This window comes from Paenibacillus sp. WLX2291 (genome assembly GCF_046603665.1).
Classification (GTDB): Bacteria; Bacillota; Bacilli; order Paenibacillales; family Paenibacillaceae; genus Saccharibacillus.
This window is the reverse complement of the sequence record NZ_CP176755.1, coordinates 4,334,726-4,360,844: the sequence shown is the minus strand read 5'-3', so window position 1 is coordinate 4,360,844 and position 26,119 is coordinate 4,334,726. Positions and strand designations below refer to the sequence as shown.

22 protein-coding genes are annotated in these 26,119 nt (G+C 47.2%); 13 read left to right on the top strand and 9 right to left on the bottom strand.

Features of this window, described 5'->3' with window-relative positions; genetic code table 11:
• The first annotated feature begins 353 nt into the window (after nucleotides 1-353).
• From ACDE64_RS18650 to ACDE64_RS18625, 6 genes are all read left to right on the top strand, one after another.
• Nucleotides 354-1,595 (top strand): ABC transporter ATP-binding protein, encoded by a 1,242-nt coding sequence (locus ACDE64_RS18650; RefSeq protein WP_411347830.1) that lies wholly within the window; start codon nucleotides 354-356, stop codon nucleotides 1,593-1,595.
• Complete coding sequence (locus ACDE64_RS18645; RefSeq protein WP_411343591.1) at nucleotides 1,592-2,311, top strand: ABC transporter permease; 720 nt, start codon at nucleotides 1,592-1,594, stop codon at nucleotides 2,309-2,311. The genes ACDE64_RS18650 and ACDE64_RS18645 overlap by 4 nt, the downstream gene beginning before the upstream one ends.
• Nucleotides 2,312-2,316: 5 nt before the next feature.
• A complete protein-coding gene (locus ACDE64_RS18640; protein ID WP_411347829.1) occupies nucleotides 2,317-3,723 on the top strand; it encodes a GldG family protein in 1,407 nt (468 codons plus the stop codon).
• Nucleotides 3,724-3,741: 18 nt separating this feature from the next.
• Nucleotides 3,742-4,872 carry a DUF4340 domain-containing protein gene (locus tag ACDE64_RS18635; RefSeq protein ID WP_411347828.1) on the top strand — a complete coding sequence of 377 codons (1,131 nt, stop codon included), beginning with the start codon at nucleotides 3,742-3,744 and terminating at the stop codon, nucleotides 4,870-4,872.
• Nucleotides 4,873-5,077: 205 nt separating this feature from the next.
• Entirely contained in the window at nucleotides 5,078-5,365 is a 288-nt protein-coding gene (locus ACDE64_RS18630; RefSeq protein ID WP_411343588.1) for a hypothetical protein, read from the top strand.
• Nucleotides 5,366-5,443: 78 nt separating this feature from the next.
• Complete coding sequence (locus ACDE64_RS18625; RefSeq protein WP_411347827.1) at nucleotides 5,444-7,219, top strand: ATP-dependent nuclease; 1,776 nt, start codon at nucleotides 5,444-5,446, stop codon at nucleotides 7,217-7,219.
• Nucleotides 7,220-7,225: 6 nt separating this feature from the next.
• Here the strand turns inward: ACDE64_RS18625 and ACDE64_RS18620 are convergent, their stop codons facing one another.
• A complete protein-coding gene (locus tag ACDE64_RS18620; RefSeq protein WP_411343586.1) occupies nucleotides 7,226-7,504 on the bottom strand; it encodes a hypothetical protein in 279 nt (92 codons plus the stop codon).
• 138 nt (nucleotides 7,505-7,642) lie between these two features.
• Between ACDE64_RS18620 and ACDE64_RS18615 the strand changes: the two genes are divergently transcribed.
• On the top strand, nucleotides 7,643-7,816 hold the full coding sequence (locus ACDE64_RS18615; protein ID WP_411343585.1) for an Arc family DNA-binding protein: 174 nt from the start codon (nucleotides 7,643-7,645) through the stop codon (nucleotides 7,814-7,816).
• A 59-nt stretch (nucleotides 7,817-7,875) separates the two neighbouring features.
• Here ACDE64_RS18615 and nagA read toward each other — a convergent pair whose 3' ends face one another.
• From nagA to ACDE64_RS18600, 3 genes are read right to left on the bottom strand one after another with little or no spacing between them, the layout of a single operon-like run.
• A complete protein-coding gene (gene nagA, locus ACDE64_RS18610) occupies nucleotides 7,876-9,132 on the bottom strand; it encodes an N-acetylglucosamine-6-phosphate deacetylase (RefSeq protein ID WP_411347826.1) in 1,257 nt (418 codons plus the stop codon).
• Nucleotides 9,129-9,860, bottom strand: a complete 732-nt coding sequence (gene nagB, locus ACDE64_RS18605; protein WP_411343583.1) for a glucosamine-6-phosphate deaminase — start codon at nucleotides 9,858-9,860, stop codon at nucleotides 9,129-9,131. Before nagB ends, nagA begins: the two co-directional genes overlap by 4 nt.
• A 5-nt stretch (nucleotides 9,861-9,865) precedes the next feature.
• A complete protein-coding gene (locus ACDE64_RS18600) occupies nucleotides 9,866-10,723 on the bottom strand; it encodes a MurR/RpiR family transcriptional regulator (RefSeq protein ID WP_411343582.1) in 858 nt (285 codons plus the stop codon).
• Between the two features lie 344 nt (nucleotides 10,724-11,067).
• On the opposite strand from ACDE64_RS18600, the gene eis reads away from it, so the two are divergent.
• Nucleotides 11,068-12,279, top strand: a complete 1,212-nt coding sequence (gene eis, locus ACDE64_RS18595; protein WP_411343581.1) for an enhanced intracellular survival protein Eis — start codon at nucleotides 11,068-11,070, stop codon at nucleotides 12,277-12,279.
• Between the two features lie 185 nt (nucleotides 12,280-12,464).
• Here the strand turns inward: eis and ACDE64_RS18590 are convergent, their stop codons facing one another.
• Nucleotides 12,465-12,824 (bottom strand): MerR family transcriptional regulator, encoded by a 360-nt coding sequence (locus ACDE64_RS18590; RefSeq protein WP_411343580.1) that lies wholly within the window; start codon nucleotides 12,822-12,824, stop codon nucleotides 12,465-12,467.
• Between the two features lie 103 nt (nucleotides 12,825-12,927).
• Between ACDE64_RS18590 and ACDE64_RS18585 the strand changes: the two genes are divergently transcribed.
• Entirely contained in the window at nucleotides 12,928-13,638 is a 711-nt protein-coding gene (locus ACDE64_RS18585; RefSeq protein WP_411347825.1) for an SDR family NAD(P)-dependent oxidoreductase, read from the top strand.
• Nucleotides 13,639-13,978: 340 nt separating this feature from the next.
• On the opposite strand, the gene ACDE64_RS18580 is transcribed toward ACDE64_RS18585, so the two are convergent.
• The 3 genes from ACDE64_RS18580 to efeO all read right to left on the bottom strand — a co-directional run bounded on the left by ACDE64_RS18580 (nucleotide 13,979) and on the right by efeO (nucleotide 18,444).
• Nucleotides 13,979-15,874: an FTR1 family protein gene (locus ACDE64_RS18580; protein WP_411347824.1), complete on the bottom strand. Its 1,896-nt coding sequence runs from the start codon at nucleotides 15,872-15,874 to the stop codon at nucleotides 13,979-13,981.
• Nucleotides 15,875-16,123: 249 nt separating this feature from the next.
• On the bottom strand, nucleotides 16,124-17,437 hold the full coding sequence (gene efeB / locus ACDE64_RS18575; protein ID WP_411350338.1) for an iron uptake transporter deferrochelatase/peroxidase subunit: 1,314 nt from the start codon (nucleotides 17,435-17,437) through the stop codon (nucleotides 16,124-16,126).
• Nucleotides 17,438-17,532: 95 nt separating this feature from the next.
• Nucleotides 17,533-18,444, bottom strand: coding sequence for an iron uptake system protein EfeO (gene efeO, locus ACDE64_RS18570; RefSeq protein ID WP_411347823.1), 912 nt, complete (start codon nucleotides 18,442-18,444; stop codon nucleotides 17,533-17,535).
• Between the two features lie 220 nt (nucleotides 18,445-18,664).
• On the opposite strand from efeO, the gene ACDE64_RS18565 reads away from it, so the two are divergent.
• The 4 genes from ACDE64_RS18565 (at nucleotide 18,665) to ACDE64_RS18550 (ending at nucleotide 24,466) form a co-directional block, all read left to right on the top strand.
• A complete protein-coding gene (locus ACDE64_RS18565) occupies nucleotides 18,665-19,558 on the top strand; it encodes an IucA/IucC family C-terminal-domain containing protein (RefSeq protein WP_411347822.1) in 894 nt (297 codons plus the stop codon).
• Between the two features lie 256 nt (nucleotides 19,559-19,814).
• Complete coding sequence (gene pgmB, locus ACDE64_RS18560) at nucleotides 19,815-20,453, top strand: beta-phosphoglucomutase (RefSeq protein WP_411343574.1); 639 nt, start codon at nucleotides 19,815-19,817, stop codon at nucleotides 20,451-20,453.
• Between the two features lie 761 nt (nucleotides 20,454-21,214).
• Nucleotides 21,215-22,447, top strand: coding sequence for a MalY/PatB family protein (locus tag ACDE64_RS18555; RefSeq protein ID WP_411347821.1), 1,233 nt, complete (start codon nucleotides 21,215-21,217; stop codon nucleotides 22,445-22,447).
• A gap of 246 nt (nucleotides 22,448-22,693) precedes the next feature.
• Nucleotides 22,694-24,466 (top strand): oleate hydratase, encoded by a 1,773-nt coding sequence (locus ACDE64_RS18550; protein WP_411347820.1) that lies wholly within the window; start codon nucleotides 22,694-22,696, stop codon nucleotides 24,464-24,466.
• A 95-nt stretch (nucleotides 24,467-24,561) separates the two neighbouring features.
• Here the strand turns inward: ACDE64_RS18550 and ACDE64_RS18545 are convergent, their stop codons facing one another.
• The gene (locus ACDE64_RS18545) at nucleotides 24,562-25,920 is read right to left on the bottom strand and encodes a dipeptidase (RefSeq protein WP_411347819.1); all 1,359 of its coding nucleotides are present in this window, start codon (nucleotides 25,918-25,920) and stop codon (nucleotides 24,562-24,564) included.
• Between the last annotated feature and the right edge of the window lie 199 nt (nucleotides 25,921-26,119).

Genomic DNA, 26,119 nt, shown 5'->3' with positions numbered 1-26,119 from the left:
ACCTAGATGATTCAAGCCATCTTACAAAATGAGCGGACAAATTCACATTTCACAAATAAGATATACAAGTATAAAAACCAGCTTAGCAGGCTCTCTCCACCTGCCCGGCTGGTTTTGCTATCTACCTACATCCTAACCACCTACATTTTTCACCCTATGCCTCAATAATCACCACCCACTTGCATGTCAATCTTCACTTCCAGCCCTTTTAAGCTTCCCCTTATCGTTTTTTAAGCTGAATTTATACTTTATCCGGTATAGTAAAATGTGTTTTGTAAATACATCCACATCACCGGATACGAACGGAAAGAGAGTATGTTCGGGATGTGTGCAGATAGGGGGAGATGACAACAATGCTTCAAGTCCAGCAAGTTAGCAAATATTTTGACCAGCGGCGGAGTGTGGACGGGATTGATTTTGAGATGGAGCGTGGGGAGATTGTCGGGTTTCTCGGTCCCAATGGCGCAGGCAAGACGACCACGATGCGCATGATTACCGGCTATCTTACGCCGACGTCTGGGCAAATCTGGGTCGACGGTATGCCTATGCATGAACAATCGCGCAAGGCACGGGCACGTATCGGTTATTTACCGGAAACGCCGCCGCTGTATCCCGATATGACGGTGCAATCGTATCTACGGTTTGTCGCCGATCTACGTGATGTACCAGCACGCCAGCAAAAGCTACGCATCAGCGAAATGATCACCCGGCTCGGTCTGCAAGGTCGTGAACGGCAATTGATTCGTTCGCTGTCCAAAGGCTACAAGCAGCGGCTCGGCTTGGCACAGGCGATTATCCACCAACCGGATTTGCTCATTTTGGATGAGCCAACGTCCGGGCTTGATCCGAATCAAATCGTAGAGATTCGCCAGTTGATTCGCGAACTGGGTGAACAGCATACAGTGCTGCTGAGTACGCATATTTTGCAGGAAGTCAGCACGTTATGCAATCGGGTGCTGATCATTAATAACGGCAAACTAGTTGCCGATGGCGCATCCAACCAACTCGACAGCTCGCTGAACAACACTTTCCAAGTCGCGCTGGAAGTGAAGGCGCGTCCTGCGGCGCTACGCAAGCTGCTTGATCCGTGGAAATGGGCGCAGGCAGATTATACCTTATCGCAGGATAATCAGCAGGAGCAGACGATTCAAGTACGTCTACAAGGAACGGACGATACCGATTTTCGGGAAAAGCTGTCATTGGCACTCGGCGCTGCACGTATTCCCATTCTGGAACTGCGCAAAGAGCGCATGAGTCTGGAAGAGGTATTCGTGAAGCTGACGACAGAAGCAGCACAAGCAGATACGCAGCCTATTATGGGGGCAGAAGCGTTGGAACGAACGGATACACAGCCTACTTTAGCGTCGGAATCAGCAGAGAGAACCAATACTCAACCTATTTCAGCTTTGGAAACATCTGCAACGTTAGATGAACCTGTATCTCAAAAGAATATTATGGTAGAACAAGCGACATCTACTACTGAGGATGACCAAACGGAACACAATGAAACGTCATCTTCGCCAGATGAACCATCGTCAGAACATGCCAACTATACGCACAAACCAAAAGACAACAAAGGGGGCAACGCTCAATGAGACGAATGTGGGCGGTGTGCTCCAAGGAACTACAGATGTACTTTTTAAACCCGACCTCATACTTCGCCATTGCCGTCTATGTACTGCTGTCGAGTCTGATGTTTTACGTTAGCTTTGTCGTATACCAGCCAAGCATTATCGACTACCGGCTTGTACTTGGGGATACGATATTCATGCTGCTGATCGTCGTGCCGCTATTGACGATGCGGCTCATGTCGGAGGAATTCCGGCAGGGCACGGATGAGCTATTATTAACCTCACCTGCCAGCGCAACCGAGATTGTGATCGGCAAATATCTAGCTTCACTCGGACTGCTCATCGTACTGATTGTCTGCAATCTGGTCTATCCGTTGACTATGTCCTTTTTTGGTACACTCGATCTGACGCTGCTCGGATTGTCGGTGCTGGCAGTCTTTTTGCTTGGTGCAGCGATGATGGCGATTGGATTGTTTGCTTCCAGTTTGTCACAACACCAGATGGTGGCGGCAGTGATTGCCTTTGTCATTTTGTTAACGTTGTGGCTGATGGATTCGTTCATGTCCGGTGCTACCAATTCCAGTTTGCAGGAGTGGTTAACTCCATTTTCCCTGTCTGCGCGTATCAATAACCTGATTAAGGGGATACTACACGGACCGGATATTTTGTTCTACATCACCTTGTCGGCACTATTCCTCGTGCTGAGCATTCAAGTCGTAGAGCGGAAGCGGTGGAGGTAATGAAGATGAGCAAATGGATTACACGCACAAATGCAATTGTCGTCTCGGTGGCGGCGATTGGTATTTTTATCGTATTGACGTTATTTTTGAACTCGCTAGGCAATTTCCAGACGGATTTGACGCAAAATAAACAAAACACCTTGTCCGACCAGACGATCAATACAGTGAAAAGCATCAACGAGCCGGTTGAGGCGATGGTGTTCATGAATTCGCAGGATGCGCAGGTGTATACACGCGAAGTGACGGACTTGCTGGATGAATACCATAAGCTGAATAGCAAGCTGGAAGTGAAGCAATACGACCTGCTGCAAAATCCTGAACTGGCGCGCCAGTATGGCGTAACCGAGAGCACAGTCGTATTAAAACAAGGCGAGCGCACCAAATCGATCCTTGTCTACAACATGTTCAGCAGCAGTGACGCCGACAGTACCGACAGTGAAGCAGCTTCAACCTCGTACCAATTTACGGGCGAGCAGCAGCTTACATCTGGTCTGTTGTCGCTGTCGTCAGACAAAACGTACAAAGCGTACCTGCTCAACGGGCATAACGAATTTAATACGTCCACACTGAGCGTACTGGCAGGGCAGTTAAAAGAAGAAAATATCGACGTATCCGAATTATCACTGGCACAGGAAGGCAGTATTCCCGATGACGCCAGTGTGCTGATGATCGTTGCCCCGCAAACCGATCTGAGCGCTGCGGAAACGAAAGTCATTCGCCAGTATGTCGACAAGGGCGGCAAGCTGTTCCTGTCACTCGGCTTCAATGAAAAAGCCAAAACCGATTGGACGAACATCGATTCCCTGATGAGCACGTACGGCATTACCGACACGCATGCGGTAGCGGTCGAGCCAAAAGGACAATCGCTGTACGATCCACTGACCATTGTGCCGGAATACGGCAACCATGAGATTACGACCAAATTAGCGAATAGTAATCTGTATACCATTATGTCGCTGTCGATTGCGCTCAAGCAGGAAGCCAAAGACGGTTTGACCGTTACACCACTGTTGTCCACTTCATCTGAGAGCTATGGCGAGACGAATCTGTCTGGGCTGCTGGAATCGTCCACACAGAAGGATGCCAATGATCTGACTGGACCGTTTGACCTCGGTTTTGCCGTAGGCGGTTCGGATAGCAAGCCGAAGGCGATTGTGCTGGGCGGCTCTACCTTTATGATGGATCAGTCGATTCAGCAGCAGGGGAATCTGGACTTTGTCGTGAACAGCATCAATTATCTGATCGGCAATGACAGTCAGGTAACGATTCGTCCGAAGGTGGAAGACCAGTACCAGACTGCAACACTGACACTGCCGCAGGCACGAATCATCCTGATTTCCACCGTGATCGTATTCCCACTGCTGTTCGTAGCGGCAGGTATATTCCTGTGGTGGAGACGCCGCAGAGCGTAAGGAGGGGGCATGTTAGATATGATGAAAAAACTGCTACCCTCGATCATCCTGCTGCTCATTTTGGCAGCAGGAGTCGGCTACGCGTATTCCCAGAACTTTTTCAAAAACGAAGACACTGCGGCAACTACGGCAGAGAGCAAGCTATTGACGGTAGAGGATAGCGAGGTACAGAGTATTGTCATCCGCTCTAACGCAGCAGGCGGAAATGATACCGCCAGCGATACAACCGCTGCAAATGCAGCAGGCAAGAGTACGGCTACGAAAAGTACAGATGAAGCTACGTCTACCACGTCTAACAGTGAGAATGATGACAGTACACAGAACAATGGTGCAGCTGCGGAGCAATCTACCCAGATGTCTGCCGATGTGATCCAACTGGAGCAAACCGAAGGGCAGTGGAGTATGACATCTCCTGCTGCGTATCCGGTCAATACGTACATGATCGACGACTGGCTGAGCACGCTCAAGGCGGCGACAGTACACAGCACCGTTGAGGAGCAGCCGTCCGATCTATCTAAATACGGATTGCATGCAGACAAACCGAATATCGTACTCACCACCAGTAGCGGACAAACGTACACGTTGCTGCTAGGTGACGAAGTACCAACCAAAGGCTATTACTACGCTAGGCTGAACGACGGTCCAGTCATCGAATTATCTCAGCAAAATATCAATGACCTGTCCGGCACCGCCTTCCAGTTTATCGACACGACGCCGATTGGCTGGGATGACGAACAACTGAGCAAAGTCGTCTGGAAAAGCAGTGCTCCATCTGCCAACTGGACACTCACGCATAAAGCCAACAGCGCCGACCCATCGCAAGATGAATGGATGCTAAATGGCAAAGCGCTGGCAAGCGATCTGGCGAGTAATATGACAGATGCCATCAAGAACATGCCAACTACGGAGTTACCTGTACCAGCGGCACAGGTTCAGTCATACAAGCAAATATTGACGCTGGATGTGCAGCTGCTCAATGGCGAGAAGACAACAGTAGAGCATTACACCGGCTGGCAATCGCCGCAAGATCAGGATCATGTATGGATCGTTGATCCAAGTGGGAAATGGGCGTATCAGCTGATGGTGAATAATATCTCTACCGCTGCTCAGTCGGCTGATAGTGCGAGTTCGGCTGCGGAAGAGAAGTGAAAATCACAAAGAGGTAGTTCCTGTAACTAGCAGGAGCTACCTCTTTGTGATTTTAAAAAATACTTTACAGTAGCTACATCAATAAATATAATTATAGTAATTATTATCCATTAAATATAAATATATATTTAAAAGTATTATAATAACATTTTTAATATGTGGACTAGCAAATTTATATATAAAATTGAAAACAAGGGGTGCCAAAATGAATTCAACTATAAGTGATGCAATTGATCAAAAGAATTTATTGACCTTTTTTTATGATGGTGGTGCGAGGACGGTCGAACCATATTGTTATGGTATTGGTACGAAAGGACACGAATTACTTAGAGGATATCAAATCGATGGATACAGTTCATCTGGAAAGCTAGGTTGGAGACTATTCAAAGTAGCAGACATGAGTTCTATTGAAACTGAAGGTTCATTTGAAGCAAATCGTCCTGACTATAAAAAAGGTGATAAGCAAATCCCAAATATTTTTAACGAAATTTAATTAAATAAAATTTGCTAGTCCTAATTTTGAAATTTGAGTTAATAAATATAATTTTCATAAAACTTAGGAGGAATAAAAATGGCGAGAGCAAAAAAAGAAGTTAATGAAGTTACGTTGGAATCGCAAAATCCCTCTATTGCTAAACCAAGATTAATTAAATTGTTTGTAAAAAACTTTAGGTGTATTGGCTCTGTACCTGTAGAAATAGATTTAGATGATATTGTTGTATTAGTAGGTCCAAATAATGCTGGGAAAAGTACGATTTTAAGAGCTTACGAATTAGCAATGAATCAAGGTTCTAATTTAGGGAAAATCACAATTGATGATTTTCCTAGTGGTATTCTTAATACTAGGGAATGTCCAGAAATTGAATTACATACTGTCATTTATGATGAAACTGTAGGCGCACAATGGATTAACGAAATAGAAGGAGAAAAAATAGTTAAAGAAAAATGGGTATGGACAGCACCGGGCGATCCTAAAAGACAAGGTTATGATGCGACATCATCTAGTTGGTCAGAAAATGTTCCTTGGGGAGCACCTAATGTAGCCAATTCTAAACGTCCTCAACCACATAAAGTTGATGCTTTTGCTGATCCTAAAGTACAAGCAGATGAGATAGTGAAAATTTTAGAAAGTGTATTAAAAGATAGAGTGAAGCAATTTCAAATAAGTAAAATTGAAGAATCTTCAGAAGAACAATCGGAGTATGAAAAGTTATTATCAAATATTAAAGAAATTCAAAATAAAATTATTAAAGACGCTAGTACAGAAATTGATCGTATAGAAACTGAAATTTCGAGTTTAGTTAGTAAGGTTTTCACTGGATACAGAGTGAAGTTTGATGCTAGACCAGAGGAAGATTTAGATAAGGCTGTAAATCTCTTCAAAGCAGGTTCTCAATTGTTAATGGGACCAGAGGGTGGGTACCTTAGCAACATAGAAAGACAGGGTAGTGGTGCTAGAAGGACATTATTATGGACGGCATTAAAATATATTTCAGAATCAGGAATTTCAAAAAAAGTCGTACAATCTGAGAGACCGCATGTGTTACTCCTAGATGAACCTGAACTTTGCTTACATCCTAATGCTATCAGAGAAGCTTGCAATGTATTGTATGAACTTCCTTCTTCTGGTAATTGGCAAGTTATGGTGACGACACATTCACCTGCCTTTATAGATCTCTCTAGGGATAATACAACTATTGTAAGAGTAGAAAAAAATAATTCTGGAAACATACAAGGAACAACATTATTTAGACCGAAAACAGCTAAACTAGATGAAAATGATCGTAGTAATCTAAAATTATTAAATGCTTGTGATCCCTATGTTGCAGAGTTCTTCTTTGGAGGGAAATCTGTAATTGTTGAAGGGGATACAGAATACTCTGCCTTTAAATATTTAATAAGTGAAAATCCAGAAAAGTACAAAGATATTCATATTATTAGAGCACGAGGAAAAGCTATAATTTGTTCACTCGTTAAGATTTTAAATCAATTTGAGAGTCAATATTCTATTTTACATGATAGCGATAAACCTTTTAATTCAAATCAAACTAGAAATTCTGCTTGGACAGTAAATCAAAATATTATGGACAGCAAAAAGATGCATGTAAATAATGAGAAGGTAAGACTCATTGCGTTAATCCCTAATTTTGAACAAGCTTTCTTTAGTTTAGATGTAAAAAGTGATAAACCATATAATGCTATTGAGAATATTAAAAATTCTGAGGCGCATAGTATAAAAGTTTTATCATTATTGGATTCTCTTGTTAATCATAGTTGTGAAGTACCTGAAATGTGCTTGGAATGGAAGGACCTTGATGAGCTTGAGGCTATAGTTAATAAGAAGTAATAAAAATCATTTGATTTTAATTGTATTCAAAAAATTAATCCCATCTTTTAATCCTTGCTCATACATCATCGACTCTGCTATTCCTTGTAGCAGAGTCATTGCATTACAATAATCCATTAACAACTTCATTCCCTGCGGTTTCACATATGTACACAACTCAGTAAATAAACGATCACTGTCTATCATTAACTTTTTATAATCTTTAGAATTATAAATACATAGATTTGCGATACTTTCCATGCGTATAGACTTGAATTGATCAAACGCTTTGTCAAACTCATCCATCTGATTACCTCCAAAGGTGATGTCACTTTTAGTATTTGTTTTAGTTTATAGTGACATCACTTAGAAGTCAAGGTGATCGTATATGCGATTCATTCACAATGATACAATAATGACATCACTTTTGAGGAGATTTCATTCATGGCTACGGATAAAAGAGTCTTTACTCTGAGATTGAAAGAAGAGAACTTCGAGAAAATTAAAGTGATTGCCGAGAAGAATAAACGCTCGATTGCAATGCAAATTGAGTATTTGATTGAGCAACATATCGAACAATATGAGCAAGAAAAAGGAACGATTTCGCCAGATAAATAAAATGACGTATAGAGCTTACGCCTGATTCAGCGTAATGATCTATACGTCATTTTTGTTAATTAACTACCTAACTGCTGACCTTTAATAAACACATGCTGCAATTCCATCTGCTCATCCAGCACCAGCACATCGCCCTGCTTGCCAACTTCCAAGCTGCCAAACTGTTCATACAAATTCAACTGACGCGCTGGATTGCCACTCGCCGCTTGCGAAGCCTGTAAGATCGACAATCCCGCTTGTTCCACCAGAAAACGAAAGCCTTCGATCATCGTCAATCGGCTACCTGCGAGTGTGCCGCTATCTTCTGGCAATGTCGCTATACCGTTGATGACTTTGACTGGCTGATCGCCCAGCATATAATCGCCATCGCCTAGACCAGCGGCGGACATTGCATCGGTGATCAGGATCAGGTTGTTTTGCTGTTTGAGCTGTGCCAATAGAGACACAGCTGCCGGATGAACGTGAATGCCATCGGCGATGATTTCGGCATGAATGGCTGGCGTACCGAGTACAGCACCAGCAGTTCCCGGTTTGCGATGATGTAGTGGCGTCATCGCATTAAAAGTATGCACGGCATGATTGAGTCCGGCAGCTACCGCATCCATGATCTGCTCATATGTCGCATCCGTATGACCTGCGGCAGCAGTCATGTTGTGCACACGCAGCCATGAGATCACTTCCAGCGCGCCTTCTCTCTCCGGTGCTAGCGTCAATTGCTTGATCAGACCCGGATAGGCGGCATGCCATTCTTCCAGCCATTGCACATTCGGCAGTACAATATGACCCGGATTTTGCGCGCCCGGCCATTTCGGACTAATAAACGGCCCTTCCAGATGAACACCGACGACCTGCGCGCCCGGCATATCACCTTGTTGCACATAGGCTTGCACCTGCTCCAACACATGGTCAATATCTGCACGCGGTGCGGTCATCGTTGTCGCTAGAATGGATGTCGTACCCTGTCCGGCGTGGAACGTAGTGATGATATCCAGCACCTCAGGATTAGAATCCATAAAATCCTGTCCCATGCCGCCATGCACATGAATGTCCACAAAGCCCGGCAGTACCAAGCCACCGTTGGCATCGTATACAGGGATGGTATCTGTAGCAGATGATAATGAATTACCTGTATCAGCACTTGGAGTAGAGATCGTATGAGTACTCTGCTCCGCTGCCGGTCCTACATACGTAATCACACCATTTTCCACAATCAGTGTTCCGTTCTCGATGATCTGCTCTGGCGTTACAATCTTGCCGTTGACGATGCGAAAGGAAGTCGGGAGAGGTGTTCCATTGGAATCATCGGTATAGGTCATTGCTGAAACAACCTCCCAGCCTCCGCATCCATCAGTACGGTTACGTTCGGGTGCAATTGCAGCAGCGACGCTGGGCACAAGGTGGTGATTGGACCAGTCAATGCGCGGTGGATAATCTCCGCTTTGTCCGCACCGCGTACCATTAGCAGAATCTGGCGCGACTTCATAATCGTACCGACGCCCATCGTAATCGCCTGTGTCGGCACCTCGTCGATGGAGTTAAAATAACGGGCATTCGCTTCACGCGTTTCCGGTAGCAGATCGACGACGTGCGTGCTTGGCACGAGTTCATTGCCCGGCTCGTTAAAGCCAATATGTCCGTTATGTCCGATGCCGAGCACTTGCAGATCGATCGATGCTTCGGACAGCATTTCATCATAACGACGGCATTCTTGAGCCGGATCGGCAGCTTGACCGTTAGGCACCTGCGTATTTTCCGGCAAAATATCGATATGGTTAAACAGATGCTCGTTCATGAAGGTGCGATACGAAGCCGGATGATCGGTTGGCAACCCCACATATTCGTCCAGATTGTATGTTTTCACTTTCTCAAAGCTGATCACGCCCTGATTGTAAATGGCGATCAGTTCTTTATATAATCCGACTGGTGTGCCGCCTGTTGCTAGACCAAGCACTGCACGCGGCGATGTTTGCACCAGACTGGATACGATATACGCTGCTACTTTGCCAAAATCCTGTTCGTTGCCTACCTTGACCAAATTTACCATGAATCTCAACCTCCTGAGTCTTTGCGGTAACGCCGCACATTTTTATAAGACAGCTCCAGCTTGTTGACGGAATCGTTAAACTGGGCGCTGATCATACCGGTGAACAAAATATCGATAATATGAAGCTGGGCGATGCGGGATGCCATATCGCCACGTCGAATGCCTTTTTCTAGTGAAGAGGAGAAGAGTGAGATGTCCGCGATTGAGGATAACGGATTGGAGCTGTACTGGGTAATCGACAGTGTGGTTGCTCCGTTTTCCTTCGCACAGGTGAGTGCGTCGATCGTCTCCTTCGTCTCGCCAGAGTAAGAGATTGCCAGCGCCACATCCTCGGATGTGAGGGTGGAGGCGGACGTAATCTGCATGTGCGAATCAGCGAAGGCTGTGCAGTTTTTGCCGATCCGAATCAGCTTCTGGTACAAGTCCTGCGCCACAATCGACGATGTAGCGATACCATACAGATCGATCCGCCGTGCACGGATCAGATAACCGACCGCCTGCTCCAGACGCGGCAGACTAAGCAGTCGTGTCGTATCGTTGATGGAAGTCACATGATTGGATTCAATCGCTTTGACGATCTCGGATAGCGGATTCCCGGCGATGATGTCCTGATACGAACCGGGAATGGATTGCTGCGCCAGCTCGGCAGCCAGCTTCATCTTAAAATCAGGAAAGCCTTCAAAATGAAACGTCTTACAAAAACGCGTCACCGTCGCCGGGCTAATCCCGCACTGCGTTGCCAGCTGCGTAATGCCCAGCCGGATAATGGATGATGGCTGCTGCAAAATGTAATGCGCAAGTCTGCGTTCCTGCGGTGACAGCTTATCCAATCCCTGTTCCAGCACATGAAGTATCGGGGACACCGGTCATTCCTCCTCATATTTTACAAAATGGGCAATCTTAATGAAAATAAATTTCATGCGACAACAGTGCTGCTACTACAGTTATATAAAGACAATATGAAATAAAATCACAACATTTGTGAAAAGAACCAAATCTTTTATAGAAATATAGAAGAAAATTATTTTCTTGAGTTTATAGTAATTCATGATATGGGGGAATGCAATAGCTTTTCCGCTAAGATCGTTATATTTGTAAAGAAGATTAACAAATTTCTCGTCTTCGCAAGTCTATGTTAGGTGCGATATAATGAAAATAGCAAGCAAAGGATCAGCTATTCATTTCAAACATGCGAAAGGAAACCGTTATGGGAAAAAAGAAACAGCTGAAAATGAATAAGGTCGGAGATCAGCATCTGGAGCAGTATGTGCAATTGCTGCGCTATGTATTTCAGGTGACACATCAGGATTTGAACAATATCGGTTGGGAAGAAGCCGAGATTCTAGAAGTATTCGCGTCGACTCTGCATCAAGCAGATGTATGGGGCTGGTTTAATGAGGACAAATTGATCTCGCAGGTGGCGGTGTATCCGTTTCAGGTGCGAATCTTCAATACAACGTATGAAATGGGCGGACTGACCAGTGTCGGCACATTCCCCGAATATTCTGGGCAGGGCTTGATGAACAAGCTGCTCAACAAGGCGCTGGAAAATATGCGTCTAAAAGGGCAGAGCATCTCGTATCTGTTCCCGTATTCGATTCCATATTATCGGCGCAAAGGCTGGGAGATCATTTCAGACAAGATCGTGTTCGAGGTGAACGATTACCAGCTGCCCAAGATGAAGCAGGTGCCGGGTGAGGTCGAGCGCTTCATGGCAGAGAGCGATGAGGTGAAGCAGGCGTACCAGCATTTTGCGATGCAGACGCATGGAGCATTGGTGCGTAATGAGCTGGCATGGCGGGAGTACTTTATGTGGGATCTGGACGATCTCGTTGCCGCTATTTATTACAATGAAAAGCGCGAGCCAGAAGGATATGTACTGTACTGGATCGCAGATGAAGTGTTCCATATTAAGGATATGATTTTCCTGAATGAAGAGGCGCGGATTGGGCTGTGGAACTTTGTCAGTGCGCATTTCTCGATGATTACGAAGGTGCAGGGCAATATTCATACGAGCGAGCCGCTGGCATTTCTGCTGGAGGATGCGGATATTCACGAGTCCATTTCGCCGTATTATATGGCACGAATCGTCGATCTGGAGCAGTTTATCGCTGCATATCCGTTTAAGCCGGATACGAAGGAGCGGGTGTGGACATTCACGATGGAAGACCCGCTGCTATCGTGGAATCAAGGTGTATTCCGGCTGCATATTTCGCCGGAAGGACGGGGGAGCGTAGAGCGTGTGAGCGAATCGACCGATTCTCGTATCGACATTCAGACGATGACGACGATGCTGCTCGGCTACAAGCGCCCGGATTATTTACGCAAAATCGGCAGAATCACCTGCGGTGCGGATACGCTGGACATGCTGGAAGATGCAATTGAGCAGCAGATTCCGTATTTCTCGGATTATTTTTAAGTTTGGAGTTTGCCTGTAGGATATTTCTATGTTGAAATCGAACATCATTCGGAATACAACTGTGCAAACAAACCTAGACATACCAGCATCTCAATCATGTAAAGCCCCGATCCTCTATCCAGACATTCCAACGAATACTCTGTAGGATCGGGGCTTTGGTATTTTGGGATAAGAGTGGCGATCGTTTAGTAATTTTCTCCGTTATAATACCGCACCAACTTTTCTTCCAGATGCACCAGCTGTGATTGTTTATATGCAATATCGTCCAGCAGTTTCTGCTTCTGCTCCTGAATCAAACGGATACGCTCCGGCAATGTGTCTGTGCCGACCTTTACGAGATCGTGATAATCCTTAATATCGTCGACACTCATGCCTGTTTCGCGTAAACATTTGATAAAGTTCAGCCATTTCAAATCCAGCTCGCTGTACAGTCGATTATTCTGCTCACTGCGTATAGCAGGCTCCAGCAGACCTTTTCGTTCATAAAAGCGAATCGCACCGATGTTGACGCCGACTTCTCTGGCAACTTGTCCAATCGTAAACATAAGCTCCTCATTTCTTTTGCAAAATAGGGTTGACCTACACTAAGTGTAGCATAGTAATCTAAAGTCGTTGATACACAAATCCAATACGAAACGAGGAACTACGATGACTCAAATTGCTTTTGTAACAGGTGCCAACAAAGGAATTGGATTCGAGATTGCCAAGCAGCTTGGCGAAGCAGGCTGGAAAGTGATTGTCGGCGTGCGTCATGTGGAACGCGGCGAAGCAGCGACTGCTGAATTGACTGCTCAAGGCATAGATGCTGCGTTTGTCGCTATCGATATGACGGATGCGGACAGCATCTCGCAGGCGGCGACGCGTATTACGCAGGAATATCCAGAGCTATCGTTACTGATCAACAATGCCGGTATGCCGGGCGCATTTGCAAGTTCGTTTACAGCGACGCAAGAAGAGAATCTGCGCAATGCGTTTGAAGTTAATTTCTTCGGTACATTCCGGTTGAATCAACATCTGCTGCCGCTGATCAAGAGCAACGATGGCACGATCGTCAATGTGACGACAGATATGGCATCGCTGACACATATTCAACAGGCACCCACAACGCTGAACGCGTTTGATTATAACGCGTCAAAAACGGCGAACAACGCCATGACCACATCGATGGCATACGAATTGCGAGACAGTAGTGCACAGGTATTCGCTGTAACACCGGGCTTCACAACGACCGATTTGAATGGAAATGCACCGGGTGGTAAAACGAAAGCAGAAGGTGCCGCCATTATCGTACGTTATGCTATCGATGGCACCCGGCACAACGGCGAGTTTCTAAACGCCGACGGCGTGATGGCATGGTAAAGTGAAGATCCTCTTAAATGGCGAAAACAAGGCTAAGCACGGGTGAAAAACAGACTCAGATACATGGAAATTAACATATGCATAAGTAAAGATACAGACTAACGAATATGTAAATCCAAAAAGAGCCAGTACACTGCTTGATCTCAGATCAGCGTACTGGCTCTTTTTGATGAAGACTAATCTATACATGTGAGCATTGATGTAAATGAAATCATCTGTAAAGTCGAAGGCAGCAAATGGATATTTACTTCCATCATTACTCATTCTGTCCTGCACAAATAAACCATTCTACAACACTCTTCGTATACTACAGAATGTCGGAAAGCCTAAACGTTTATGTTTAAGCCGCTTGTTTGTGCCCGCCACGAATCTCAGGCAGCACAAATCTCCAAATAAGAAGTACGAGCACGATCAGCTGCGGAATAAGCGTTTCCCATGTCGGATATACGCCCAGCCAGCTGATTGACGGCATACTTGATATCGTATGTGCCGACAATTTGCCTGCTACTTGCAGAGCGTGAATACTTTCGCCGAGGAAGCGGAAGACGAGATAGTAGATTAGCACGGTTGCAGTCAGGAAGAACGGACGAATCGGCAGCTTCACACTGAAGCGGATAATGAGCACCGCAATTACGATCAGAATGACCAGTGCCAGCCCGATCCCGAGCAGCAATTGGGATAATGCAATCGCTGGTGCCATGCCGATGTAGAAGATCGCTGTCTCTGCACCTTCCCGCAGAATCGCAAGACCAGACACTGCTGCCAGCGACCACAGGCTGCCGCGTGCAATCGCGCCGCTGACCTGATTCTCGATATAGCTGTTCCAGTTTTTCAGATTGGCTTTCTGGTGCAGCCAGTTACCGACGCTGATCATCAGTACGACGGCTACGAGACCAGTAATACCTTCGATCAGTTCGCGCGTACTGCCGCTGGAAGCCATCTGGGAAAAGGCATATACGAATAGTGCAGCAATGGCACCACTCAGGATTAGACCAGATAATGCACCGCTCCAGATCCATGCTCCTGCCTGTTTGCTGCCACTGCGTTTCGCATAAGCGAGCAGTGCGGCGAGTACAAGAATGGCTTCCAGACCTTCACGCAGCAAAATGACTGCCGCATCCCAGAACGTGTACGATGTTTTGGACGTGATCGGCGTTAATTCGTCTAGCATATTATTCACGACAGTTGTCGCTTGATTCCAGTTGGGCGGCGTCGAAACGAGATACCCTTGTGCTTCTGCCATTTCATTTTCAACTGATGTATAGGTGGACGAAGAAGAAATTTGTACTTCGCCTTCTACCAGCGGCCACATCGTAATGAATTGCTGCATCTGCGTTGTTGCCTGCGCTGCATCCTGCTGTTGGATGGATGTTTGCACCTGTTGCAACAGCGTAACCGCATCACTCAGATGCATACTGCCGCTTGCCGGTGCGCTATCGGCGATATTGCCAGCAATGTACTGATTGAACAGATCGATCAGCTTTTGCGTTTGTTCTTTGGCTTGATCAGCACGCGGTGGTTCGGCTTGCAGTGCAACCCGGATCATGCTCATCGTTGTTTCCAATTGACTATACACGGTAAAGTTATCGGCACGAATCGCATTTTCTACATTGGGCCACGCATCGACAATTTGCTTGTAGCTGGCTTGCGCTGCCTGCCAGTCGGCTGCATTGATATGTTGCAGCGTTGTAGTGGTCAGCGGCAAAATTTCCTGTACCGCTTGTTTACCAGCTTCGGAAGAACCATTTGCTGGCGTAGCACCGTTACCGGAAGCTGTGCCGTTTGCCGCTTCAGCATAGCTGTTGACTGCGCGGGCAAGCTTTCCGAGTGCGGTTGTGACGGCATCCGGCTTGCTATCTGCCTGTGCTAACGCCTGTTGCGCCGCTTGCAGGGCAGTGTTCACATCAGTTGCCTGCTGAGCTGCTGCCGAAGTGTCCAGCTTTGCCCAGCCGTCAGCGAACTGCTTTAGCTCATTGTTGGCATCGCTCCATTTTTGCTGACCAGCATCGACGAGTGCGCTGCCGACGAGTGGTAACAGATCGTCGGCAGTTGGCTTACTGTCCGCTGCGTAAGCAGTAGAAGGATACAACAGCGAAGAGTGCGATACCGATAGTTGACTTGTGTATACCATGTTCGCTGGAATGAGATTGGACAGCGTCAGCATGAGCAATGCCAATAGCACTGTCAGCAAAGCGATCCGGTAAGGTTGATAACGATTCAGCATAGGTTTGAGCATGCTGTGTTCCTCTTTTCGCTAAAAAGTAAGCGGCTGATATCAGCGATAGCCGTATCAACCGCGTCGATCTTGCAAACGTTATTCATGAACAAACAGAATATTCTCTGATGGGATATGCGCAGGCATCTCATCATAGTAGACCCGATCCTGCTGCTGAGCATATAGAATTAGGCGATACCATGTATTCATCAACCCGTTACATGATACGTACTGTTCGAGCTGGTATATGCCCTCAATATGCCTACATTCTCACAACAGCGTATCCCCGATATATCCCCCTTGACGAACACCCGGGAAGCAGGCGAAGGTCGCGCTGCCGATATGCTGGGTATATTCGTTGAGTGCATCAATCTCGGACAGACGCTTTTGCATCGGGATGAATTGCTTGTCCAGACTGCGCTGATAGCTAATGAAAAAGAGTCCCGCATCCAGCTGACCAGTCACTTTATCCATTCCGCTAGAATACGAATACGGACGCCGCAAAATCTGCATAGTGCCGTCTCCACGCGCGACCCGCATATGCGCATTCATCGGAATGACTGGCTGCCCGGATGCGTCCTTGGCATTCATATCACCGCGATCTGCTTCGTGCTGCGATCCGAGCGGAGCACCGCTAACACGATATCGTCCAAAGGTCTGCTCCTGATCACCCAGACTGGAGCGATCCCATACCTCGATGCGCATACGGATACGCCGCACTGCCATATAACTGCCGCCAGTCATCCACCCTGCGTTGTCCTGCGGCTGTACCCAGACGACCTCGTTCATCATCGCAGCATCCTTGATATTCGGATTAGCGGTACCGTCCTTGAAGCCCATCAGATTACGCGGGGTGGAATTGTTCGGGTCCGCTGCGGTACTACGTTGAAATCCTTCCTGACTCCAGCGCAATACCGCCGTACCACGAGCGATTCGAATCAGATTGCGCATCGCATGAAAAGCGACCTGCATATCGTCCGCGCACACTTGAACTGCCAGATCGCCGCCGCACCATTCTGGTTGCAGATTGTCGCCGTTAAAAGCAGGCAGATCGGCGAAACCAGCAGGCTTTTTACCTGCTAATCCGAACCGATTATCAAACAAACTCGGTCCAGCACCAAATGTAATCGTGAGTCGGGATGGCAACAAGCCTGCTGCTTCGCCTGTGTCTGCGGGCGGCAGATGTTCATTTTCATTTTGTCCGTTCAGCAGTTGTCCGGTCATCAGAGAAGCGGAAGCAACGGTCCAATTTTGCAGCATACGTTTTAGACTGGTAGCATCGCTTGCTGTTACATCAAACGAAGCGAAGCACATAACATTCTGGCTCGGTGTCACAATGCCTGCTTGCTGATTGCCGTAAAAGTCGTAGCGGTCGCTACCGCCTTCTGTACCAGTCGTTACATTTTCCGTGCTACCGGGCTGATCGTAGGCAGGTTGCAGACTGCCGCTAGTTGCTGCCATCAGACCGAATGCGCCTGTACTGCCCAGCAATAAGCCAACGCCAGAAGCGCCAGCAAGCCGCAGCATATCGCGGCGGCTTACAGGCTTGCTAAAAACGGACTTGGGTTGGGATTCATTGTTCATGGTTGATGATGCAGATTCCGGCTGTACTGCTGGTTGCTGCTGATTATCCTGCTGTCCGTCAGATGGTGGTGTAGAGGAATGATTATTGCTCATCGTTACACTCCCAGAATGGTTCCCATCTGCGACAACGGTTCAGCCAGTGCATCCAGATTCTGACTCAGGGTACGGATGTCTTCTTTGGTCAGCTTGGCGTAGCTGACATAACCGCCGTCCTTCGTAGCAAATGGAGCGAGTTCCTTATTCAGCGCGTCGAATTTCTCGCCGATTTGTTTTTCCAGATCCGGGTCTTTGGCAGCCAGACTTGGTTTGAGAATTTCATAGATTTTCTGTGCGCCTTCCACGTTAGCGACAAAGTCGTACAGGTCAGTGCGGGAATAACGCTCTTCTTCACCAGTTACTTTGGAAGAGGAGACTTCGTTGAGCAGCTCAACTGCACCGGTTACGAGCAGGCTGGCATCGATATCCACTGTTTCAACTTTGGCGCGTAGCAGCTTGGCGTCTTGCAATAGGCGATCTGCATATTCGCTAGCACCGTCGGTTGTTTTGTTTTCCCACAGAATCTGTTCGATCTTGTGGAATCCGCGCCAGTCTTTATCATCTACATCGCCTTGACGAGCGTCGATGTCCGGGTCGAGATTGCCCAGTGCTTCGGCGATTGGCTCAATACGCTCATAGTGCATACGTGCAGGTGCATACAGCGTTTTGGCTTCGTCCAATTTGCCTGCTTTGACGGCATCGGTGAATCCTTCGGTTTGAGTGACAAAGGCGTCAATCTCCGAAATCGCATATGTACGGTACTGTTCCACCTCGCTAGAGAAATCAGTTGTGGTAGCTTCGGTTCCGGCTATTGTGGAAGAGGCTTCATTCGTTGTAGTGGCAGACTCTGTAGAAGCAGAGCTGGCTGCTTCGTTGTTTGACGTTGTGGTGGCGGCTTGCTGGTTACCGCAGGCTGCGAACAGCACAGAGGATAACAGCAGGGTTGCTGGCAGAGTATAGCGTGCTTTCATGGAAAGTTAACACTCCTTAATAATGATAATCGTTCTCAATAATGTATTTATAATACTGGGGAACGCCCATAACGTCAATCATTATTTATGTCAAAAAAGACTGTAGCATGACCTACATATGACGATTGCATCACTTGTAAACAGCAGCTTGGAATTGGACAGTCACGGTCGTAACAGGTATACTTTCTGGCAAGTATCCGTTTGCAAAAGGAGGGACTTCATGAACGATCTACCATTGTCATCCACCGTCTGGAATGAAGCGGAGTGGACGACGCTTATACAAGATTTGCGTATGACCGACCAGCCAGCCGATGATGTTGCTCATAGTATCGATGTTACCGAGTTACTCATACCGGACAAGGCTGCCGCCTATCTGCATACATTGCAAGATATTTACGAGAGCGATTCTCTGCCGCTGATCGCATCGATGTTTGCCAAGCGTTACAGTTATATGATCGTCGCGCCGTCACTGTACGCGATGACGATGTTTGGCAAAGGATTGCGGATTACACCGGACAATTGCCGCGTTGAATCTATATTCAAAGGCGACATCTGGTTGCCACATCTGCGTGTGCAGCAGAAAGATGCTCTATTGTTGCACGACGCTGACAGTACTTCTGTTACGTGCGACATAACGAATACGTACGAGATAACGAATTCATGCTCAGCGGATGAATCTCAGCAGCAACACGCTCCTGAACATGCACAGCAAGTGCCATTGAACGAGGCGCAGCGTGACGCGTATCTGCATACGATATTCGCCGATCATTTACAGCCTGTATGGAACAGTCTGTCCAAAGCGGCAGGTGTCTCGCGAGCGATTTTGTGGGAAAATACCGCGATCTATGTCTATTATGTATATGAAACGATGCTGTCCGATCCCTCATACGATTACAATCGGCAGCGCATTGAGGAAGACTTTGCTTATTTAAAAGGCTCAGCTGCTGCATCGCTGTTCGGCGAACGCTGGAATCCGGTATCCCGCTTCAATACACCGAAACGTCCCTTACCCGGTTCCGATACGCCGCGCCGAGTGCGTCAAACCTGCTGTCTGTATTATCAATCTGCCGACGATGCGGCTTACTGCTCGGTATGCCCGAAACGCGAAGCATAACACTATCGTTATATTCACTAAATCTTATCAACATCAGTAGAAAAAGGGTGCGATAACTCGTGGAATAACAAATCCATATGATGGGAATCGTCAAAGTTTTTTCGGCTAATTAGATACAGGCAAGCCGTTTGTGTTTATAAATAGCTGAGAACATCATGGACTGCGCGGCATGGACGGTTGCCCGCTTCGTTGCCGATTTGGGCACCATGAATGTAGAGAAGACGCATACTTGCCAGCCATAGAGGAGGAAACAATCATGACGATCAAAGCCGTTATTTTTGACTTGGATGGAGTTATCGTATCCACCGACCAGTTCCACTACAAAGCTTGGAAAAAGATTAGCGACGAAGAAGGCATTCCATTTAACGAGACGATCAACAACCGTCTGCGCGGCGTCAGCCGTATGGAAAGTCTGGATATCATTCTCGAACAGGCAACACGTACCTATACGCCAGAAGAAAAGCAGAAGCTGGCGGAACGCAAAAACGAATCATACCGCGAGTCATTGCACGAACTGAGTCCAAACGACCTGCTGCCGGGTGCCCGCGAGACGATCGACGAGCTGAAAAAGCGCAAAGTCAAAATTGCCATCGGCTCATCCAGCAAAAACACACCGACTATTCTGGAACAAATCGGTCTGTCTAAAGCCTTTGACGCCGTTGCAGACGGCAATGACATCACGCGCAGCAAACCCGATCCCGAGGTGTTCTTGCTGGCAGCCGAACGTCTGGACATCGCACCGGAAGAATGCCTCGTCGTCGAAGACGCCGAAGCAGGCGTCCAAGCCGCCATCGCCGGAGGCATGAACGTAGCCGCCGTAGGCGACGCCGGACTCCACTCCCAAGACGCCGACTACCGCCTAGAACGCGTCGACGAAATTCTCGACCTGATCTGATGGAATAACAAATACGTTTCAACAAAAGACAGCCCACTTTCCACAATGCCCTTATTGTGTGAAATGGCTGTCTTTTCGTTTGTATTCGCCTCACCTTATTTTATCTATATCAAACTATATCAAATTGAACTTATAGATTACTACATAAAAAGAGCCTTTTGAGCAACCACTCTCAAATCTACTCAAGCACGCTTCAATCTGCCATACCATCCAATATCTTTTCCAGTAATTATGCGAGTTGCACGGAACGAAGGGAAGGAAATAAGGGATAAGGACGACTTACAGTGTTTGTGACTTTCAAACACGGGGTTCAATAGAAAGTGATTTTTGCGAAGCAAAATATCTTACTGCTTACAGTGTTTGTGACTTTCAAACACGGGGTTCAATAGAAAGTGATTTTTGCGAAGCAAAATATCTTACTGCTTTGTAAGGGCGGGAATCTTCATTCTCTCCTTAATCCGAAGATTCCCGCGGCTCCACTTGAGGACGTTCCCTTATTCCTTCTCGAAGTGAATGATGCAATCCCAGCACATCTGCCAAAAGACAACAAGTAAATCAGTCGGTTTAATCAGGCTTGCCCTCCCCATCAAACATGTTATGATAAACATAATCTTGATTTCATTTTGGCATAAAGACCCGGATTTCCTCACGATTCACACACCAATCACCCGGCACCCACTCCCAAAATGAGTCATACCAAATACAGGGCGTACCAGCGCATACATACAGATAGCGCTGCCGCCGAAGTGGAGGCTACACGTATGGATTACACCTCGCATTTTGACCACCCGCCGCAACGACAAGGCACAAATTCGGAGAAATGGGACTTGTTACAGAATATATTTGGAACGGAAGATGTATTGCCATTGTGGGTCGCGGACATGGATTATGCCATTGCGCAACCTGTACAAAACGCATTGCAAAAAAGTTCCGAACACGCTGTTGTCGGCTATTCGTTCAAGTCCGCAGGCTATCATGAAGCGCTGAAAAACTGGATGCAGCACAAGCACGGCTGGCAGATCGAAGACGACTGGGTTGTGTTCACACCTGGCGTCGTCGCCGCACTCAACTTTGCTGTGCAGACGTTTACCGAACGTGGAGACAAAGTCGTCATTCAAACGCCGGTCTATCCGCCTTTTTATAATGTTGTCAAAGGTCATGGACGGCAATTGGTAGAAAGTCCGCTTACACGATTGGACAATGGGCAGTACGAGATGGATTTTGACCATTTGGAGCGTACATTGGACGAGAGTGTGAAGCTGTTTATCCTGTGTAGTCCGCATAATCCGGTCGGCAGAGTATGGACGCGGGATGAGTTGGAGCGTCTGGATGCACTGTGTAGTAAGTACGGTATTATCGTCGTATCCGACGAGATTCACGGTGATCTCGTGCATGAGCCGAATTGTCATATTCCATATGCGATGCTGTCCGAATCGGCGCGCAATCGTAGCATTGTATGCACGGCGCCAAGCAAAACATTTAACATTGCCGGACTGAATACGTCCAACATCATCATTCCGAACAAGGAATTGCGTGATGCATTTGCGCTGAAAATAAACAATTTCGGTGTTGGCAGCATCAGCCAGTTTGGCGCGGTCGCGACGGAAGCGGCATATCGCGGCGGACAAGAGTGGTTGGAGCAATGTATGGCGTACATTCGGTGCAATATGCAATATGTGCAGCAGTACCTTGCCGAGCATTTGCCAGAGCTATCCGTGAATCTGCCAGAAGCGACATATCTGTTGTGGGTAGATTTTCGCGAGTTACAGATGGAGCAAAAGGATCTCGTTTCCTTCCTATTACATGACGCTCGTATCGCTTTAAATGACGGTCGTGCGTTCGGGGTAAATGGGGAAGGGTTCATGCGGATGAATCTGGCATGTTCGCGCAGTTTGTTACAGGAAGCGATGGAGCGGTTGCATCGTGCGATGGTTGATTTACATGCTGCTCGTGAAGGCAACAATGGAACCAAAGTGGAATTGGAAATAAGATAATGTACTTGAAATGCCGCATGATGCGATAGGTATCATGCGGCATTTTTGTTGTATACCTTTGCCAAAGTGTTGATATACCGTGGGTTTATTCAGCTTATCGTGCATACTGAACTGATAGTTCATACATGTGGAATAATCGTCATATTCGTTCATGCGTTGATCTGGGTCAGCCGAAGTTCACGTAGGGTAGTTATATGTATCAAGTGTTGGATGCAAGTTCATTCATATAGAAAGAAGTGGGATAAAATGCGCTATACAAATGGCAATTATGAAGCTTTTGTACGTAGCAGAAAACCAGAGGGGGTAGAGAACAAATCCGCTTATATTATCGGCGGCGGACTGGCAGGCTTAGCGGCAGCGGTCTTTTTGATTCGGGATGGTCATATGAGTGGTGACCAGATTCATATTTTGGAAGAACGTCATGTTTCCGGTGGTTCGTTGGATGGTACGCTCCTACCGCATAATGGCTTTGTAACGCGTGGTGGGCGGGAGATGGAATCGCATTTTGAATGTTTGTGGGATCTGTTCCGTTCGATTCCATCGCTGGAAGTGGAAGGCGCTTCGGTGCTGGATGAATTTTACTGGCTGAATCATGATGATCCGAACTCCTCGAACTGTCGGCTGATTCATAACCGTGGCGAACGTACCGATGATGACGGACAATTCACATTGTCTCCAGCGGCGCAAAAGGAACTGATCTCGCTGTTTATGATGTCTGAGGATCAGCTGGAAGGTAAGCGAATTGAGGATGTGTTTGGCGAGGAGTTTTTTGCTTCGAATTTCTGGTTGTATTGGTGTTCGATGTTTGCGTTTGAGACATGGCATTCGGCGATTGAGATGCGGCGGTATGTCCTGCGCTTTATTCATCATATTGAAGGGTTACCGGATTTTACATCGTTAAAGTTCACTCGCTACAACCAGTATGAATCGCTGGTGAAGCCGATGCTGGCGTATCTGGAACAGCATCATGTGGATGTGCAATACGGCATTCAGGTGAGCAATGTGCTCGTTGAAATTGAAGAAGATGTCAAAACCGCTCGCAAGCTACTGCTTACCCGCGATGGACAGGCGGAAGAATGGGAACTCCGCGCCGACGATCTGGTATTCGTCACGAATGGTTCTATCACAGAGAGTACAACCGAAGGTAATCATCATACACCAGCACCGGTTACGCACGATCTTGGCGGTAGCTGGAATTTATGGAAAAACCTTGCCAAGCAATCAGCGGAATTTGGTAATCCAGACGCCTTCTGTGCCAATTTGCCGGACGAGAGTTGGTATGTATCGGCAACAATCACATGGGAGAACGATGAGATTGATCCCTATTTGGAAACGATCACTGGGCGCAAGCTGCATACCGGCAATATTGTCAGCGGTGGTATCGTAACTGTCAAGGATTCCAACTGGCTATTGAGCTTTGCGACGCATCGTCAGCCTCATTTCAAGGAGCAGCAGGATCATCAGGTGATTACTTGGGTGTACGGTCTATTGTCCAACACACCGGGTAACTATGTACAGAAGCCGATTGAGCAATGTACCGGCGAAGAGATTGCGCAGGAGCTGCTATATCATCTTGGTGTGCCGGACGATCGCATTGCTGCGATTGCCGGGCAGTCTTGCCATGTTGTACCTGTGTATATGCCGTTTATTACGTCGTATTTCATGCTGCGTCAGGCGGGAGATCGCCCGCTGGTTGTGCCGCAAGGTTCACGTAATCTGGCGTTTATCGGTAATTTTGCGGAAACGGAGCGGGATACGGTATTTACGACGGAATACTCGGTACGTACAGCGATGGAGGCGGTATATCGGCTGCTCGGGGTAGAGCGCGGTGTGCCGGAGGTATTCGCTTCTGCCTACGATCTGCGAGTATTAGCAAAAGCGATCTACTATTTATCAGATCAGAAAGAGCTATCCGAGATGGAATTACCCTTTATTGAACGGAAAATATTGCAGCATTTCATTTCCAAAACACAGCATACGTATCTGAGCGAGATTTTGGAAGATGCGCATCTCATCTAAAAAAGTCAGTATATACAAACTGCCCTCATTCATCCGTTATTTGCCGGATAGATGAGGGCAGTTTTGTTTGCTATATTCGTTGGTGCAGATCTTATTTACACGCGGTTCAGGAATTCTACGATGGTCAGTAGACCTTTGTCGAAGTTTTCCAGATTGAAGTGCTCGTTCGGCGCGTGCAGATTTTCGTCCGGCAGACCGAAGCCCATCAGGACAACGGTAGGAGCGATCACGCGCGAGAACTCTTCCACGATAGGAATCGAACCGCCGTCTTTGGTAAACAGGGCGCGTGTACCGTACACAGTCGCATACGCATCGGCTGCTTTTTGCAGCAATTCGCCAGATGGATCGATGTTGAAGGCGCGTGCTTTTTCACCCGGGTGGATGATCAGCTTGGCACCGTTTGGCTTCACTGCTTCCAGATGGGTGATGATTTTATCCAGTACATCCTGCGGATTCTGGTCAGCCACAAGGCGGCAAGTGATTTTGGCATGGGCTTCTTTGGGAATTACCGTCTTGCTGCCTTCGCCTTGGAAGCCGCCGTATACGCCGTTCAGTTCCAGCGTTGGACGTGCGCCAATACGCTCAACAAAGGAATAGCCTTCCTCACCGTGCAGTGCTGTCAGTTCGAGATCGTTTTGCAGTTTTTGCTCGTTAAAGCCTTGTTTCTCAAATTCGGCGTGCATCTCGTCGGACAATGGAATGACGTCGTCGTAGAAGCCTTCCACCAGTACTTTGCCATCACGGTCATGCAGGGTTGCCAGCAGTTCGACCATCGCGTGCAGTGCATTCGGAACGCCGCCGCCAAATGAACCGGAGTGCAGATCGGTGTTCGCAGTTTGGATCGATACTTCCAGACTGCACAGACCGCGCAGACCAGTGCTGATCGCCGGTTTGCCCGGTTCCAGCAGCGATGTATCGGATACGAGAACAGCATCTGCTGCCAAGTATTCGCGGTTTTCTTCCAAGAATGCGGGCAGATGAGCGCTAGAAATTTCCTCTTCGCCCTCAATGCAGAATTTGATGTTAACGGGCAGTTGACCGTCTTGCTTCAAGATCGCTTCTACTGCTTTGACATGCAGGAAGACTTGACCTTTGTCATCCGTTGCACCGCGAGCGAACAGCTTCTCGCCGCGAATCGTTGGCTCGAATGGAGGCGTCTCCCACAGATTTAGCGGATCGACCGGTTGCACGTCATAATGACCGTAGACGAGAATGGTTGGTTTGCCCGGAGCATGTAGATGATCCGCCGTCACAATCGGGTGTCCGGCAGTGGTGTTTATTTTGACGTTTTCCAGACCGGCAGCGGTCAATTTATCCGCCAGCCATTGTGCTGCCTGCTGCATGTCCGGTTTGTGTTCGGACAGCGCAGAGATACTCGGAATGGACAACCATTCCTTCAGCTCCGCCAAATGCTGCTCGCGGTTTTCCTGAAAATATGTAGCATAATTGGTCATGTTGTACTTCCTCCTCAAATGATCATATCCATAATGATCTATACAAATACGATAACAATCGTTTTGAACGTTATGGATTCCATTGTACTACTTTTAACCACTGGACGAAAACACGAATACAAAAAAGCATAGAGTGTGAGACAACAAAAGTGTATCTTAATTCTATTTATTATCCTAAATAATCAATTCTCATAGATAT